Origin of the sequence: Bradyrhizobium sp. CCBAU 53338 (genome assembly GCF_015291665.1) — a bacterium.
In the GTDB taxonomy this organism is placed as follows: Bacteria; Pseudomonadota; Alphaproteobacteria; order Rhizobiales; family Xanthobacteraceae; genus Bradyrhizobium.
This window is the reverse complement of record NZ_CP030048.1, coordinates 5,192,658-5,207,775: the sequence shown is the minus strand read 5'-3', so window position 1 is coordinate 5,207,775 and position 15,118 is coordinate 5,192,658. Positions and strand designations below refer to the sequence as shown.

Annotated in this window: 12 protein-coding genes; 10 read left to right on the top strand and 2 right to left on the bottom strand. The window is 64.5% G+C overall.

Annotation, left to right across the window (positions count from 1 at the left end; translation table 11 throughout):
* Window positions 1-103: 103 nt before the first annotated feature.
* From XH90_RS24490 to XH90_RS24480, 3 genes are all read left to right on the top strand, one after another.
* The gene (locus XH90_RS24490) at window positions 104-1,690 is read left to right on the top strand and encodes a B12-binding domain-containing radical SAM protein (protein WP_194476876.1); all 1,587 of its coding nucleotides are present in this window, start codon (window positions 104-106) and stop codon (window positions 1,688-1,690) included.
* Window positions 1,687-2,472: an ethanolamine ammonia-lyase subunit EutC gene (gene eutC / locus XH90_RS24485; protein ID WP_194476875.1), complete on the top strand. Its 786-nt coding sequence runs from the start codon at window positions 1,687-1,689 to the stop codon at window positions 2,470-2,472. Before XH90_RS24490 ends, eutC begins: the two co-directional genes overlap by 4 nt.
* 205 nt (window positions 2,473-2,677) lie before the next feature.
* Window positions 2,678-5,044 (top strand): RND family transporter, encoded by a 2,367-nt coding sequence (locus tag XH90_RS24480; protein ID WP_194476874.1) that lies wholly within the window; start codon window positions 2,678-2,680, stop codon window positions 5,042-5,044.
* Window positions 5,045-5,128: 84 nt separating this feature from the next.
* Here the strand turns inward: XH90_RS24480 and XH90_RS24475 are convergent, their stop codons facing one another.
* Window positions 5,129-5,626, bottom strand: a complete 498-nt coding sequence (locus tag XH90_RS24475) for a hypothetical protein (RefSeq protein ID WP_194482792.1) — start codon at window positions 5,624-5,626, stop codon at window positions 5,129-5,131.
* A gap of 481 nt (window positions 5,627-6,107) precedes the next feature.
* Here XH90_RS24475 and XH90_RS24470 point away from each other — a divergent pair, with 481 nt between their 5' ends.
* The 6 genes from XH90_RS24470 to XH90_RS24445 all read left to right on the top strand — a co-directional run bounded on the left by XH90_RS24470 (window position 6,108) and on the right by XH90_RS24445 (window position 12,265).
* Window positions 6,108-6,341: a hypothetical protein gene (locus XH90_RS24470; protein WP_194476873.1), complete on the top strand. Its 234-nt coding sequence runs from the start codon at window positions 6,108-6,110 to the stop codon at window positions 6,339-6,341.
* A gap of 191 nt (window positions 6,342-6,532) precedes the next feature.
* Window positions 6,533-7,417, top strand: coding sequence for a squalene synthase HpnC (gene hpnC / locus XH90_RS24465; protein WP_194476872.1), 885 nt, complete (start codon window positions 6,533-6,535; stop codon window positions 7,415-7,417).
* Window positions 7,407-8,246 carry a presqualene diphosphate synthase HpnD gene (gene hpnD / locus XH90_RS24460; protein ID WP_194476871.1) on the top strand — a complete coding sequence of 280 codons (840 nt, stop codon included), beginning with the start codon at window positions 7,407-7,409 and terminating at the stop codon, window positions 8,244-8,246. Before hpnC ends, hpnD begins: the two co-directional genes overlap by 11 nt.
* Window positions 8,246-9,502, top strand: coding sequence for a hydroxysqualene dehydroxylase HpnE (gene hpnE, locus XH90_RS24455; RefSeq protein WP_194476870.1), 1,257 nt, complete (start codon window positions 8,246-8,248; stop codon window positions 9,500-9,502). The genes hpnD and hpnE overlap by 1 nt, the downstream gene beginning before the upstream one ends.
* Before the next feature lie 64 nt (window positions 9,503-9,566).
* Complete coding sequence (gene shc, locus XH90_RS24450) at window positions 9,567-11,519, top strand: squalene--hopene cyclase (RefSeq protein ID WP_194476869.1); 1,953 nt, start codon at window positions 9,567-9,569, stop codon at window positions 11,517-11,519.
* Window positions 11,516-12,265 (top strand): phosphorylase, encoded by a 750-nt coding sequence (locus XH90_RS24445; protein WP_194476868.1) that lies wholly within the window; start codon window positions 11,516-11,518, stop codon window positions 12,263-12,265. Before shc ends, XH90_RS24445 begins: the two co-directional genes overlap by 4 nt.
* A gap of 458 nt (window positions 12,266-12,723) precedes the next feature.
* On the opposite strand, the gene XH90_RS24440 is transcribed toward XH90_RS24445, so the two are convergent.
* Entirely contained in the window at window positions 12,724-13,356 is a 633-nt protein-coding gene (locus tag XH90_RS24440) for a hypothetical protein (RefSeq protein WP_194476867.1), read from the bottom strand.
* A gap of 123 nt (window positions 13,357-13,479) precedes the next feature.
* Between XH90_RS24440 and XH90_RS24435 the strand changes: the two genes are divergently transcribed.
* Entirely contained in the window at window positions 13,480-15,087 is a 1,608-nt protein-coding gene (locus XH90_RS24435) for an IS1182 family transposase (RefSeq protein ID WP_194476866.1), read from the top strand.
* The last annotated feature ends 31 nt before the right edge of the window (window positions 15,088-15,118 follow it).

Here is a 15,118-nt window from a genome sequence, read left to right as displayed (position 1 = left end):
TTAGTTCGGTGCCACAATATTGAGGAATTCCGGTTGCAGCGTTACGCTATGTGTCTGGAGACCTCGTCAGTACCGTTCCTGGAACGTGGTTGGGGGAAGTTCGATGCGCGCTGAAAGCAACGGAACGAGCCGGCATATTCTCTGTGTCTTTCCCCGTTACACCTCGTCGTTCGGAACTTTTGAGCACGCTTATCCGCTGACCGACGGCGTCCGCGCCTTCATGCCGCCGCAGGGTCTGCTGCTGCTCGCGGCTTATCTGCCGAAGGAGTGGCAGGTCAAATTCGTCGACGAGAATCTCCGCAGCACCACGAAGGAGGAGTTCGAATGGGCGGAGGCCGTCTTCGTCAGCGGCATGCACATCCAGCGCCAGCAGATGAACGATATCTGCCGCCGCGCCCATGAGTTCGACCTGCCGGTTGCGCTCGGCGGCCCCTCGGTCAGCGCCTGCCCCGACTACTATCCTTCGTTCGACTATCTTCATGTCGGCGAGCTCGGCGACGCCACCAATCAGCTGCTCGAAATCCTGTCGCGCGACACCTCGCGCCCCGAGCAGCAGGTCGTGCTCACGACCAAAGACCGCGTGCCGATGACGGAGTTTCCGATCCCGGCCTATGAGCTCGCCGACGTGAAGCGCTACTTCCTCGGCAGCATCCAGTATTCCAGCGGCTGTCCCTATGAGTGCGAGTTCTGCGACATCCCCGGCCTTTATGGCCGCAATCCGCGTATCAAGGCGCCGGAACAAATCATCGCCGAGCTCGACCGCCTGCGCGAATGCGGCATGACCGACACGGTCTACTTCGTCGACGACAATTTCATCGGCAATCGCAAGGCGGCGATGGATCTGCTGCCGCATCTGATCGAATGGCAGAAGAAGACCGGCTATGTGATGCGGCTTGCCTGCGAGGCGACGCTCAACATCGCCAAGCGGCCGGAGATTCTCAAGAAGATGCGTGAGGCTTACTTCATCACGATCTTCTGCGGCATCGAGACACCGGACCCGGACGCGCTGAAGGCGATGCACAAGGACCACAACATGATGGTCCCGATCCTCGAAGGCGTGCGCACCATCAACTCCTACGGCATGGAGGTGGTGTCCGGCATCATCATGGGGCTCGACACCGACAAGCCGAACACGTCGGATGCGCTGCTGGCCTTCGTCGAGGAGTCCCGGATTCCGCTGCTCACCATCAACCTGCTTCAGGCGCTGCCGAAGACGCCCCTGTGGGACCGACTGGCAAAGGAAGGGCGTCTGGTCGACGATGAGGGGCGCGATTCCAACGTCGACTTCCTGTTGCCTTACGACGAGGTCGTCGCATCCTGGAAGCACGCCATGAGCGTGGCCTACGAGCCCGAGAAGGTTTACGAACGCTTCCAGTATCAATGTGACAACGTCTATGTGCACCGCCTGAAGATGCCGGTGCCGGACGAGATGAAGACCTGGCCGAACATCAAGCGCGGCCTCGTCATGCTGCGCAACATCTTCTGGAAGGTCGGCGTGCTCGGCGACTACAGGCGCGTGTTCTGGAAATTCGCGCTGGGGCGGCTCCGGCGCGGTGACATGGAGGGCCTGATCGGCTGCACCATGATCGCGCATCATCTCATCACCTTCGCGCGCGCGGCCACGAGCGGCAGGCAGAACGCCTCGAACTATTCGATCCGGCTGCGCGAAGCGTCCGTTCCCGCCGAATGAGCGACAAGCCCGTTCCGGCCCGCCCGACCGTCGACTTGAAATCGTTCACGCCTGCGCGCGTCGCGCTTGGGCGGAGCGGCGCGAGCCTGCCGACAAAACCGCTGCTCGATTTCACGCTGGCCCACGCCCGCGCTCGCGATGCCGTGCATGCCGTCTTCGATGCGCCGCATCTGGCGGCCGGGGTGAGGGCGCTCGGCCTTGCGGTCGCCGAGGTCAGGAGCCGGGCCGCCGATCGCGCAGATTATCTACGCCGGCCGGATCTCGGACGGCAGCTCGATGCCGCTTCCGCTGCGGCGCTGGCGGATGGCATCACAGCGCCGTGCCAGCTTGCGATCGTCATCGGCGATGGATTGTCGGCCGCCGCGATCCACGCCCATGCCGTCGCGCTGCTGCAAAGCCTGCTGCCGCTGCTGGGCGAGGGCGAGGCTGTCGCGATCGACCACGTCGTCGTCGCCTCAGGCGCGCGAGTTGCGCTCGGCGACGAGATCGGGGCTATCATCGGCGCCCGCATGGTTTTGATGCTGATCGGCGAGCGGCCGGGCCTGTCGGCGCCCGACAGCCTCGGGGCCTATCTGACCTTCGCGCCAAGGCCCGGCCTGACCGATGCCGGGCGCAACTGCGTGTCGAACATCCACAAGGCTGGGTTGAGCCATGACGAGGCGGCCCACAAGATTGCCTGGCTCGTCCGCGAAGGGCTGGCGCGGGAGGTCACCGGTGTGGCGCTCAAGGACGAGAGTGCCGACCGTGCGCCGCGTCGAATTGGCACGGCTTTGCCCGAATGACGGGCATTCCAGCAAAATCGCCGCATCTTGATTGATTCGGAGACCGCCGGTGTGCTTGCGAGAGGGGTGATTGACCTGCTAAACCGCTGCCGGCGATTTTCCGCGCATTTTCAACGGGCAAGCCTCCCATTGGTATGGCGTTTTCAAGCCGTTCGCGCGGCGCAATAAGCTCACAGCTAGAGCCGATTTAGGAACTGGACAAGGCATGCTCGAAAAGCACAGCGAGAGTGAGGTTCATGTCGACAAGGTCGAACAGGGGCCCGCGTCCTCCATTGCCTTCGGGCTTGAGCGTCTCGGGCTGATCGCCGTCCGCGCACCGATCGTCTCCTGCATCATCCTGCTGGCGCTGATCGTCGGTGCCGTGTTCGGCATCGAGCGGATCAAGATCGACGATTCGCTGTCGCAGCTGTTCCGCTCCAACACCCGCGAATTCCGCCAGTACGAAGAGGTGACCAAGAAGTTCCCGGCCGAGGAATTCGACGTCCTCGTCGTGGTCGAGGGCAAGACCCTGCTGGCGCGGAATAACCTCGAGAAGCTGCGCGACTTCGTCACCGATCTGCAGCTGGTCGAGGGTACCCGCGGCCTGGTCTCGCTGTTCTCGGCGCGCCAAGCGCCGGCGCCGGGCAAGCTGCCGGCCGCGCTGTTCCCGGCCGAACTGCCCGAGGGCGCGGCCTATGACCGATTCATCGAAACGGTCAAAAACAACGAGATCATCCGCGGCAAGCTGCTGTCGGAGGACGGCACGCTCGCGCTGATCGTGCTCTCGCTCGATCCGGAGGTGGTCGCCTCCAGCAAGCTCGGCAAGACCGTCGGCGACATCCGCGCGCTGATGAAGGAAGATCTCGGCGACACCGGGCTCAGCGTGCAGCTCTCCGGCGTGCCGGTGATGCAGCTCGAAATCCGCAATGCGGTCGAGCGCGACGGCCTCACCTACAACATTCTCGGCATCCTCGCCGGCTGCATCATCGCGATCATCTTCTTCCGCAAGATCTCGTTCATGGTGGTCGCGGCGTTTCCGCCGATGATCGCGATCCTGATCGCGCTCGGCGCGCTCGGCTGGGCCAATTTCAATCTCAACATGTTCCTGAACGTGATGACGCCGCTCATCATGGTGATCTCGTTCTCGGACTCGATGCAGCTCACCTTCGCCGCGCGCGACCGGCTGATCGCGGGCCAGGACAAGTTCACCGCGTTCAAGAACGCCGTGCTGGTGGTCGGCCCGGCCTGCGTGCTGACGCACGGCACCGCCGGCATTTCCTTCATCGCGCTGCAGTTCTCCGATTCGGATCTGATCCGCAAGTTCGGCGAGGCGGGGCTCGCCGCGACCATCATCGCGCTGGTGACGGTGCTGTCGCTGGTGCCGGTGTTCGGCGTGCTGTTCGTGCGCAACGAGAAGGTCTTTGCGGTCAAGTTCCAGAGCGCCGATGCCGGCGTGCAGGCGCTGCGCAATTTCTGCTACTGGATCGCGGTGCGCATGGTCGGCCGGCCCGGCCTGTTCAGCCTGATCGCACTGCTGTTCGTCGCCAGCCTCGGCGTCGTCTACGCCAATCTTCAGCCGCGCTACCGGCTCGCCGACCAGGTGCCCGACAAGCGTCAGGCGGTGGCCGCCAGCAACCGGCTCGACGCCAAGCTGACCGGCGCCAATCCGGTCAACGTCCTGATCCAGTTCCCCAAGGGTGAATCGCTCTATTCGCCGGAGACGCTGCAAACCATCGCAGATGTCCACGCGACCGTGGAGAAGGCGGCCGGCGTCGGCAATGTCTGGTCGCTGGAGACGCTGCGCCGCTGGCTGGCAGAAAAGGCCGGCAGCGACGACGTCGCGACCCTGAAGGAATACGTCAACGTCATTCCCGAGCATCTGGTGCGGCGCTTCATCGACGCCCAGCAGGACGCGGTGGTCGTGGCCGGCCGCGTGCCGGACAAGGACTCCAGCCAGCTCCTGCCGATCGTCGACAAGCTCGACACCGAGCTCGACGCCGTCCGCAAGAAGCATCCCGGCTACGAGATCGCCGTCACGGGTCTTGCCGCCATCGCCGCGCGCAACTCGGCCGGCATGATCGAGAAGCTGAACCGCGGCCTCACCGTCGAATTCGCGCTGGTCGCGATCTTCATCGGTCTCGCCTTCCGCTCCTGGGTGGTGATGTTCGCCTGCATCCTGCCGGGCATCTTCCCGGTGGTGATGTCGGGAACCGTGCTGTGGGCGATGGGCGAGGGGCTGCAATTCGCCAGCGTGGTGGCGCTCACCGTCTCGTTCGGCCTTGGCCTGTCCGCAACCATCCACTTCCTCAACCGCCTGCGGCTCGAGAGCAAGCCCGGCGTCGGTTCGGCACTCGCGGTGGAGCGCGCGACCGTGCTGGTCGGCCCGGCGCTGATCCTGACCACGGTGGTGCTGGCCTGCGGCCTCGTGGTCACGGTCTTCTCGGACCTGCCGTCGCTGCGGCTGTTCGGCTGGCTCAGCGCCTTCTCGATGGTGGCGGCCCTGGTCGCCGACCTCTTCATCCTGCGTCCGACCGCGATGTGGCTGATCAATCTGCACGCCAGGCTTCAGGGCCCGGATAAGCCGGCGATATGAGCGGGGGCGACACGTTCTCGACAGCAAAAAGCCCCCGGCTCGCGAAAACCGGAGGCTTTATTTATTTCGAGGCAGAGAGGGCGATCAGCCCTTCGTCATCGTGATATTGACGCCGCGGATCTCGCCCTTGGAGGAGATCTGCACCGTCTGCTTGGTGCCGTTGGTGCGCAGCGTCAGGTTGGCGGCAAAGCCGTTGGCCTCGACGAACACGTCGATCTGGCCGCCGCCGGCGGTGCCCTGCAGATTGCCGAAGATGTTGCGGCTGGCCTCGCTCCAATTGCCGGAGATACGGTCACCCTGGCTCGTCACGTCGCTGGTGAGGTCGAATTTGTAGCTGTCGGAGGCGCAGTGCAGCGCCTGCTTGAGGCTGAGGCCAGTGCCGGCAACCTTGTAGTCCGCCTTGCAGCGGATACGCTCGGTCGAGCCGTCGGACAGCGACACCGTGCCGGTGCCTGTCCACGCGCCGTCGAAACCGGCGAACGGCCCGGACGACTGAGCGTGGCTCGCCGCAACTGAGAAGAGCAGCGCCGCACCAATGCCGGCCGCCTTGATTGCCAGTTCAGATCGCCCAAGGAATTTCATCATCAATATCCCGTTTTGGAACGACGCCCGCGCATTGCAGGGGTCTCGCCGCATCGAAAGTTTAGTGTTGCGAGCCTGTCTCAGGTTCAAGCGGCTGGATCCGGCTCGGAACCCGACCGCCCGCGATGTCAGGCTCGCAAAGCGCTGTTGCCACGGGTCCGGCCCCGGATTCTCTCTGTTTCCATGTGTTTCCGGCCGAGGCGGCCGGCCGGACAGATGCAGCTCTGCAACAGGTATGCAGTAAAACGCCGCCTGTCCGAATTATGACGTAGTATCAAACCCTTACATCTGCCAATGAAGGTCGAGGGAAGACCTTATTTGGTCGGTGCGGCACCAATTTGGCCGCATTTACCAGCGCTTGTGGCCTTCTCCGGTACCGCTCGCTTCCCGCGGTAACTTGCCATCAGAACATTCCGTTCCCGTCGTCCGCCCTGTGCTGTCCGGGATTGGTGCGATTCTGCCGTCAGAATGAAGGAATACAATGCGTAAGCTTCTCGTCGCTCTCACCGTGCTGTCGGCAACCCTGTCCACGGCTGCGTTTGCCCAGCAGGGGCGTGGCACGGACGCCGAGCAGAAGGCCTGCACGCGCGACGTGCAGAAGTTCTGCCGTCCGGTTATCGACCAGGGCGATTTCACCATCCTGGCCTGCCTCAAGGAGAATCGGGCCAAGATCTCGCAGGGCTGCGACCAGGTCCTGAAGAACCATAACCAGTAAGCTCGGCCACTGGCCCACAAGGGCGGCCCCGGGGCCGCCTTTTCAGGCCGGATCAGGAAGGGCTGCCATCGCGCGACAGGATTGGTTTTGCGGCCGTATTCCCCTATATGGGGGCCGCGGCGGCGTCGCCGGCACGAGCCCGCGCGAACGCAAAAGCCCTTCCTGTCCAAACGATTGTTGATCAGCCCTCGATGACCTCTGCGAGCGAATTGCGATCCGGCAAAGGTGACCGCGACGAGAATTTCCCCGTCGCGTCCTGGATCATTCATCCGCGTCATCGCGCCCTGATCCTGGCGTACTACAATTTCGTCCGGACCGCCGACGACATCGCCGATCACGCGACCCTGCCGGCGGACGAAAAGCTTCGCTATCTCGACCTGCTCGAGGCGGAACTGCTCGGCACGGGCGACACCCAGGCCGAGGCCGTCGCGCTGCGGCGTGCGCTCGCCGAACGCGGCATGGCACCGCGCCACGCGCTCGACGTACTCATCGCGTTCCGCATGGACGTGACCAAGCTCCGCTACGAAAACTGGGACGAAGTGATCCATTATTGCCGCTATTCGGCGATGCCGGTCGGCCGCTTCATGCTCGACGTCCATGGCGAGAGCACCGCGACCTGGGCAGCGTCGGACGCGCTCTGCGCCGGCCTCCAGATCAACAACCATCTCCAGGATTGCGGCAAGGATTATCGCGAGCTCAACCGCGTCTACCTGCCGCGCGATGCGCTGGCCGCAAGCGGCGCCTCGGTCGAACAGCTCGGCCTTGCGCGGTCGCCGCCGGCAATGCTGGCCTGTCTTCAGGGGCTCGCCGTGCGCAACGAAGCGCTGCTCGGCGAAGGCAGGTCGCTGAGCGGCGAGATCCGGGATGTCCGCCTCGGCATCGACGTCGCGGTGATCCAGGCTTATGCCGATCGCATCGTGCGCCTCTTGAAGGTGCGCGATCCCTTGCGCGAGCGCGTGCACCTGAACAAGTTCGAGCTGCTCGTTTTCAGCCTTGCCGGCATCGTCGGTGAAATCGGCCGCCGTGCGATCGGCCGCAAGGCCATCTCGAATCCGGGGACTGCCCATGACGCTTGAGGCGACCGCGCCCGGCGCCAATTACGGCTCGTCCGCATCGAACAGCTCCTTCTACGCTGCGATGCGCATCCTGCCGCGCGACCAGCGCGAGGCGATGTTCCAGATCTACAGCTTCTGTCGCCAGGTCGACGACATCGCCGATTCCGACGGCCCGCGCGACGAGCGGCTCGCCGCGCTCCAGGAGTGGCGCAACGACATCGACGCGCTCTATCAGGGCAATCCGCCGCCGCGCCTGAAGGACTACGTCGCCTCGGTGAAGACCTTCGGTCTGAAGCGCGAGGATTTCCTCGCCATCGTCGACGGCATGGAAATGGACGTGCCGCAGGACATCCGCGCGCCCGACATGGCGACGCTGGATCTCTACTGCGATCGCGTCGCCAGCGCCGTGGGACGCTTGTCGGTGCGGGTGTTCGGCCTGCCCGAAGACGACGGCATCCTGCTCGCCTATCACCTCGGCCGAGCGCTCCAGCTCACCAACATCCTGCGCGACATCGACGAGGACGCCGGTCTCGGCCGGCTCTATCTGCCGCGCGAGGCGCTGCTGCATGCCGGCATCACCTCCGACGATCCGAACCGCGTGACCGCCCAGCGTGCGCTGCCAAAGGTCTGCCTGCCGCTGACGCAGCGCGCGAAAGCGCATTTCGAGAAGTCGGACGAGATCATGAACCGCAACAGGCGCCGCGCGGTGCGCGCGCCGCGGATCATGTCGAAGTACTATCATTCCATTCTGGACCTCCTGATCGCGCGCGGCTTCAACGCGCCGCGCGAGCCGGTGCGTGTGTCGAAGGTCACGCGCATCTTGATCCTGCTCCGCTACGCTTTCATCTGATGCAAGACACAGCTCACATCATCGGCGCTGGAATTTCCGGCCTCTCCGCCGCTGTGCGGCTCGCCAACGCCGGCTACAAGGTCGCCGTGCACGAGGCGACGCACCAGGCCGGCGGCCGCTGCCGCTCGTATTTCGACGGCGCCACCAATCTCACCATCGACAACGGCAATCATCTGCTGTTGTCCGGCAACAGCCACGCGCGCGCCTACGCGCGCTCGATCGGCACCGAAGCCGGCCTCGTCGGCCCCGAGAGCGCTCAGTTTCCCTTCGTCGACATCAAGACCGGTCAGCGCTGGCAGATCGATCTCGGCACCGGCCGGTGGCCGACCTGGGTGTTCGACGAGGGTCGCCGCGTGCCCGACACGGGCCTCACCGATTATCTCAAGCTGGCGCCGCTGGTCTGGGCGTCGGAACAGACGCTGGTCGGCAAGTCCATTCCTTGCGAAGGCACGCTCTATCATCGCCTGGTGCAGCCGCTGCTGCTCGCGGCGCTCAACGTCGATCCGCCCGAAGGCTCGGCCGGGCTTGCCGGCGCGATCGTGCGCGAGACGCTGCTTGCCGGCGGGCAGGCCTGCCGTCCGCTGATCGCGCGCGACGGCCTCAGCGCCGTGCTGATCGAGCCTGCCGTGAAATTTTTGGCTGAGCGTGGCCACACCGTTCAGCTCGGCCATGAGCTGCGCTCGTTCGTCACGACTGACGGCAAGGTCAGCGCGCTGAACTTCGGCGGCGAGGACGTGGTCCAGCTTGGCGTTGGCGACGTGATCGTGATGGCGGTGCCGCCGCGCGCGGCCACGAGCCTGCTGCCGGGCTTGACGGCGCCGACCGAATTCCGCGCCATCGTCAATGCGCATTTCCGCATCACGCCGCCGCCGGGCTCGGCGCCGATCCTGGGCGTGATCGGCGGCGTGGTGGAATGGCTGTTCGCCTTCCCGAACCGGCTGTCCGTCACCATCAGCAATGGCGACCGCCTGGTCGACATGCCGCGCGAGGAACTGGCGCAGGCGATCTGGAACGACGTCTGCGCGGCCGGCGGTGTCTCCGGCGAGCTGCCGCCGTGGCAGATCGTGCGCGAGCGCCGTGCCACATTTGCGGCAACGCCGGCGCAGAACGCCCTGCGTCCAGGGCCGGTCACGTCGCTGAAAAACCTGTTCCTCGCCGGTGACTGGACTGCTACGGGATTGCCTGCAACGATCGAGGGATCGGTCCGGTCAGGCGATCGCGCCGCGGATCTGGTGCTGGCCGCCAAAGGATCCTGACAAGCGGCCCCGACGGGCAATGTGCCGGTCATCTTCAATTCGACATCAGGAGCAATCGAGCGACATGGATTCCGTGAACCCGACCAGCGGCGAAGCTTTGGAATCGAGCATTGCGTCGGCCACGCAAGGCGTGCTCGGCTTCCAGCAGCCCGACGGCCATTGGGTTTTCGAGCTCGAGGCCGACTGCACCATTCCGGCCGAATACATCCTGCTGCGCCATTACCTCGCCGAGCCCGTCGACGTAGCGCTCGAGGCCAAGATCGGCAACTATCTGCGCCGCGTCCAGGGTGCCCATGGCGGCTGGCCGCTGGTGCATGACGGCGAGTTCGACATGAGCGCCAGCGTGAAGGCCTATTTCGCGCTGAAGATGATCGGCGATTCCGTGGCCGCGCCGCACATGGTGCGCGCGCGCGAGGCGATCCACGCCCGTGGCGGTGCGATCAACAGCAACGTCTTCACCCGCTTCCTGCTCGCGACCTTCGGCGTGGTGACCTGGCGCGCGGTGCCGGTGCTGCCGATCGAGATCGTGCTGCTGCCGTTCTGGTCGCCGTTCCACCTCAACAAGATCTCCTACTGGGCGCGCACCACGATGGTGCCGCTGATGGTGATCGCCGCGCTGAAGCCGCGCGCGAGGAATCCGAAAGGCGTCGGTATCGACGAGCTGTTCCTGCAGGATCCGCGCTCGATCGGCATGACTGCCAAGGCGCCGCACCAGAGCATGGCCTGGTTCGTGCTGTTCCGCGCGCTCGACGGCATCCTGCGCGTGGTCGAGCCGATGTTTCCGAGACGCCTGCGCAAGCGCGCGATCGATGCCGCGCTCGCCTTCACCGAAGAGCGGCTCAACGGCGAGGACGGCATGGGCGCGATCTATCCGCCCATGGCCAACATCGTCATGATGTATGACGCGCTCGGCAAGGACGAGACGTTCCCGCCGCGCGCGATCACGCGCCGGGGCATCGACAAGCTGCTCGTGATCAAGGGCGACGAGGCCTATTGCCAGCCCTGCGTCTCGCCGGTGTGGGACACCACGCTGACCGCCCACGCGCTGCTGGAAGCCGGCGGCGACAAGGCCGTGCCTGCGGCGAGGCAAGGCCTCGACTGGTTGATCCCGCGGCAAGAGCTCGAGGTGAAGGGCGACTGGGCGGTGAAGCGGCCCGACGTGCGTCCGGGCGGCTGGGCGTTCCAGTACAACAATGCGCATTACCCCGATCTGGACGACACCGCCGTCGTGGTGATGTCGATGGACCGCATGCGCCGGGAGCATGGTGCGACCGGCTACGATGCCGCGATCGACCGCGGCCGCGAGTGGATCGAGGGCATGCAGAGCGACGACGGCGGCTGGGCGGCCTTCGACGTCAACAACCTCGAATATTACCTGAACAACATCCCGTTTTCGGACCACGGCGCGCTGCTCGATCCGCCGACCGAGGACGTCACCGCGCGCTGCATCTCGATGCTGGCCCAGCTCGGCGAGACCGAGAAGACCAGCAAGCACGTCGCCGACGGGGTGGCCTACCTCCGGAAGACCCAGCACCCCGAGGGGTCCTGGTACGGCCGCTGGGGCATGAACTTCATCTATGGAACCTGGTCGGTGCTCTGCGCCCTCAACATGGCCGGCGTCGACCGCAACGACCCCATGATGCGCAAGGCTGCCGATTGGCTGGCCTCGATCCAGAACAAGGACGGCGGCTGGGGCGAGGACGCGGTCAGCTACCGGCTCGACTACCGGGGATGGGAGGCCGCGCCCTCGACCGCCTCGCAAACGGCATGGGCCTTGCTTGCCCTGATGGCTGCTGGCGAGGTTGATCACCCGGCCGTCGCCCGCGGGGTGGAGTACCTGATTGCAACACAGAACGAAAAAGGACTGTGGGACGAGCAGCGTTACACCGCCACAGGCTTCCCCCGCGTGTTCTATCTACGTTATCATGGTTACCCAAAGTTCTTCCCGTTGTGGGCACTGGCGCGGTATCGGAACTTGCGGAACACCAACAGCAGGGTGGTAGGGGTCGGGATGTGACTTTGGGGACGGGGGACTATATTACCGCGGGCAATGCCATTGATCCGCGGCCGATCCTGATCGTGACTGGACTGGTGCAGGAAGCCCGAATTGCGGCCGGCCCTGGCATGGCCGTGATCTGCTCGTCCAGCAGCCCGACCCAATTGCGGGCGCTTCTGACGGTGGTGGATCCCCAGACGATTCGCGGCGTGATCTCGTTCGGCGTGGCCGGCGGGCTCGACCCGAGCTTGCGCTCCGGCGACGTCGTGGTGGCAACCGAGGTGCTCTCGGGCGATGCCCGCTGGGGCGCCGGCCTGTCGCTTAGCGACGACCTGATCGACAAGCTGACCTCCGGCCGCCGCCGCGTCGTGCGCGGCTCCCTGGCCGGCGCCGAGGAAGTGGTCACGGGCTCGTCTTGCAAGGCGGCGCTGCATTCGGAGACCGGCGCCTTCGCCGTCGACATGGAGAGCCACATCGCGGCCGCCTATGCTGCCGAGGTTGGGCTGCCGTTCGCCGCGGTCCGCGTCATCAGCGATCCCGCCCATCGCGCACTGCCGGCAATCGCCCGCGCCGCGATCAAGCCGAACGGCCAGATCGACCTCGCCGCCGTCCTGCGCGGCATCGTGCGCAATCCGGCAACGCTCCACGCGCTGGTCTCGACCGGCATCGACTTCAACCGCGCGCTGCGCTCGCTGCGTGGCTGCCGCGATTTTCTGATCGGGACGGAGCTCGTGGACAGCGAGGCGCTGGTGGCGGAGACGATCTGAGCGGGGTCGGAGAGCTGACAAAGAAAAGGCCCGGTCGCCAATGGCGATCGGGCCTTTTGTTTGGTGCCCGTAGTCAGTCCGGATGGACCGCGCTGTCGCGAAGCGTCACTTCGTAGGATGGGTTGAGCCCTTGCGAAACCCATCTCTTCTCGGTCACCGCTCTTCGTAATCGCGGCCATCATCCGACAGATCGCCGGCCCAGTCGGCCGGATAGTCAACACCACGATGGCGTCGATCGTGAATAGATGGCGTTGGCGCGTCTCGCGAAACGCCGCGCGCAACAGCTCGACATGATCCGTGAGCGACGATAGCTTCCGTTCCGCCGGATCGACGGTAAAGAGGCATTTGCCTCGAACGAAGTTGCGACAGTACGTGGTCGTGATGTGGCATTAGGAAGAAACAAGCGCGATGGGTTTCGCGAAGAGCTCAACCCATCCTACGGGTTGCTCGCAGCCACTTCAATTCGTGGTGGTCTTTCCGCCGCGCATGGACACCAGCTTGTCCTCACGAAATCGGAGAATGAGCCATGCAGTCTCGTCGAAACCGTGCGCGCGTTTTCCGCTGTGAGAATACACCATCTGAGCAGCTTCCGACTTCGACGGCGGTCCCAACGCCGTGATCACCGCCTGACGCGCCATGCCTAACTGCAGCTTGCCGTCGAAGACGACGGGCGAGAACTTTTCCGGAATGATGGCGCAATCGGTCGAGGCCCCGACGTCTTTCTCGGTGAGCTCTTCAACGATCTCCGTGACGAGATGGTCCGTGCCGCCGATCTCTCCGGACACGACCCATAGTCGATGCTGCGCGCGCCGATAACACAGCCAATAGATGCTACCTCCAGCGTCGCCCTGGTGTTGGATGGCCCCTTCGCCCACGGCATCGCGGACCGCGCCGAGCGGCGTCTCCTCGAAGCGGCCGGCGAATGCGCCCAGCGAAAAGCGGGTCGCCAATCTCTTCACGACCGTCGGCGGCACGCGCTCAAGCGCATGTTCGTCGAATGGCGGCGGCGGTGTCTGCGCGGAGCAGTCGTTCGCCGGGATCGCGAAAAGGAGGAGCAGCAAGAAGAGCGTCTTTCGGCCTGCATCGATCACGTCAGTCTATCCTCAGCGATGAAGACCGCTTTCGAAACGGCCAGCATGGCATAGTGCCACCGTTTTGCCCGACGAGGCTGGGCAAGAACGGGATTTTTTGAGAGTTGATGTAGGATTCGTCTTATGGCGAATCGCATATTTAAGACCGGCGAGAGCCGGGAGCAACCCAGTCTTCTGCCAGCGCGGATTGAGGACTATGTCGGGCCGGACAATCCGGTGCGAGCGATCGATGGCTTCGTTTGCGCGCTCGATCTTGCAAAGCTTGGCTTCGGCCACGCGGATCGTGGCGCGGAAGAAGTCGGGCAGCCGCCGTACGATCCTGCCGATCTGCTGAAGCTCTATCTTTACGGCTACATCAACCAGGTCAGGTCGTCGCGCCGGCTAGAGCGGGAAGCTGGCCGCAATCTGGAGCTGATCTGGCTGCTGAAGGGGCTGAAGCCGGGTTATCGGACGATTGCCAACTTCCGCAAGGAGAACTGGAAGGCGCTGAAGGCCACGAACCGGAGCTTCGTGCTGCTGGCTCGGGAGCTTGGGCTTGTCGGCGGCACGATCGTAGCGATTGATGGTTCCCTGTTCCAGGGCGACGCCAGCAAGGCTTCCATCTTCACGCGCAGGCGGCTTGGCGAGCAGATCGCAAGGCTGGACCAGGAGATCGAGGCTTACCGCAAGTCTCTTGAAGACAATGATGCAACAGAGGCCAAGAAGCCGGGGACGGATCGCGCGGGCGGTGATGGCCGAGGAGATGGCGGCGATATCGGTGCGAAGGTCGCGGCGTTGATGGCGAAGCGTTCGCGTGCCGAGGCCGATGTGGCTCGGCTGGAAGAGAGTGGCGAGACACAAATGTCGCTGACGGATCCGGATGCCCGGCTTCTGGTCAAGAACGGTCAGGGCATTGCAGGCTACAATGTGCAGACCGCGGTTGACGACAAGCACAAGCTCATTGTCGCGAGTGAGGTGGTCAACGACAGCAGTGATGTTCGACAGCTCTCTGCGATGGCCAAGGCGGCCAAAGAGGCCCTTGGAGCCGAGACACTGCAGGCGCTGGCCGATGAGGGCTATTACAGCAGTGTCGAACTGAAGGCCTGCGAGGACGAGGGCATCATCGCCTATGTGCCGCTGCCCGAAGCTAACGCGCGGCTCGAGAAGCAAGGCCGCTTCGCGCTCAAGGACTTCAACTATGACGGCGCAATCGACGCCTATCGCTGTCCCGCGGGCCAGCTGCTGCATCCGTTCAAGAGCAGGCAAAAGAACGTCAGTGGCCGCGTCGAGATCCGCTACGCGGCCCGCGGAGTGACCTGCAGGAGCTGCCCGCTCAAGGTCCGCTGTCTCTCACCAACCACCACCTACCGCACCATTGGTCGCTGGGAGCATGAAGATGTTCTCGAACGCCACCGCGCACGGATGCAGGGCGCGGGCGAGCTGATGCGCCGTCGTTCGGGGATTGTCGAGCATCCGTTTGGCACGCTCAAATGCCGTGCCGGCTATCGTCATTTTCTGGTCCGCGGCTTCGACAAGGTCCGCGGCGAATGGAGCCTGATGGCGCTCTGCTACAATTTCACCCGTGCGCTCAACATCCTTGGATTTGACGGGTTCCTGGCTGCGCTCGCAAAGACGCTTGTCATTTGCCGAGGTATCCTCGCAGCCCTCCTGCAGTACATCCAGGTCACTCCAGAGGCACTTTGGACCAATATCCGGCCGCCGCTCCCAATTGGCCGCTTCGTTCCAGCCTGAAGCCGCCAACGCCCAATTCTTGCCCAGCCTC

What these genes read in the sequence shown, in the direction of transcription:
- hpnE (WP_194476870.1), top strand. Translation starts at nt 8,246, where the DNA reads ATGCAAGACACAGCTCACATCATCGGCGCTGGAATTTCCGGCCTCTCC.
- hpnC (WP_194476872.1), top strand. Translation starts at nt 6,533, where the DNA reads ATGACCTCTGCGAGCGAATTGCGATCCGGCAAAGGTGACCGCGACGAG.
- eutC (WP_194476875.1), top strand. Translation starts at nt 1,687, where the DNA reads ATGAGCGACAAGCCCGTTCCGGCCCGCCCGACCGTCGACTTGAAATCG.
- shc (WP_194476869.1), top strand. Translation starts at nt 9,567, where the DNA reads ATGGATTCCGTGAACCCGACCAGCGGCGAAGCTTTGGAATCGAGCATT.
- XH90_RS24435 (WP_194476866.1), top strand. Translation starts at nt 13,480, where the DNA reads ATGGCGAATCGCATATTTAAGACCGGCGAGAGCCGGGAGCAACCCAGT.
- XH90_RS24480 (WP_194476874.1), top strand. Translation starts at nt 2,678, where the DNA reads ATGCTCGAAAAGCACAGCGAGAGTGAGGTTCATGTCGACAAGGTCGAA.
- hpnD (WP_194476871.1), top strand. Translation starts at nt 7,407, where the DNA reads ATGACGCTTGAGGCGACCGCGCCCGGCGCCAATTACGGCTCGTCCGCA.
- XH90_RS24470 (WP_194476873.1), top strand. Translation starts at nt 6,108, where the DNA reads ATGCGTAAGCTTCTCGTCGCTCTCACCGTGCTGTCGGCAACCCTGTCC.
- XH90_RS24475 (WP_194482792.1), bottom strand. Translation starts at nt 5,626, where the DNA reads ATGAAATTCCTTGGGCGATCTGAACTGGCAATCAAGGCGGCCGGCATT.
- XH90_RS24490 (WP_194476876.1), top strand. Translation starts at nt 104, where the DNA reads ATGCGCGCTGAAAGCAACGGAACGAGCCGGCATATTCTCTGTGTCTTT.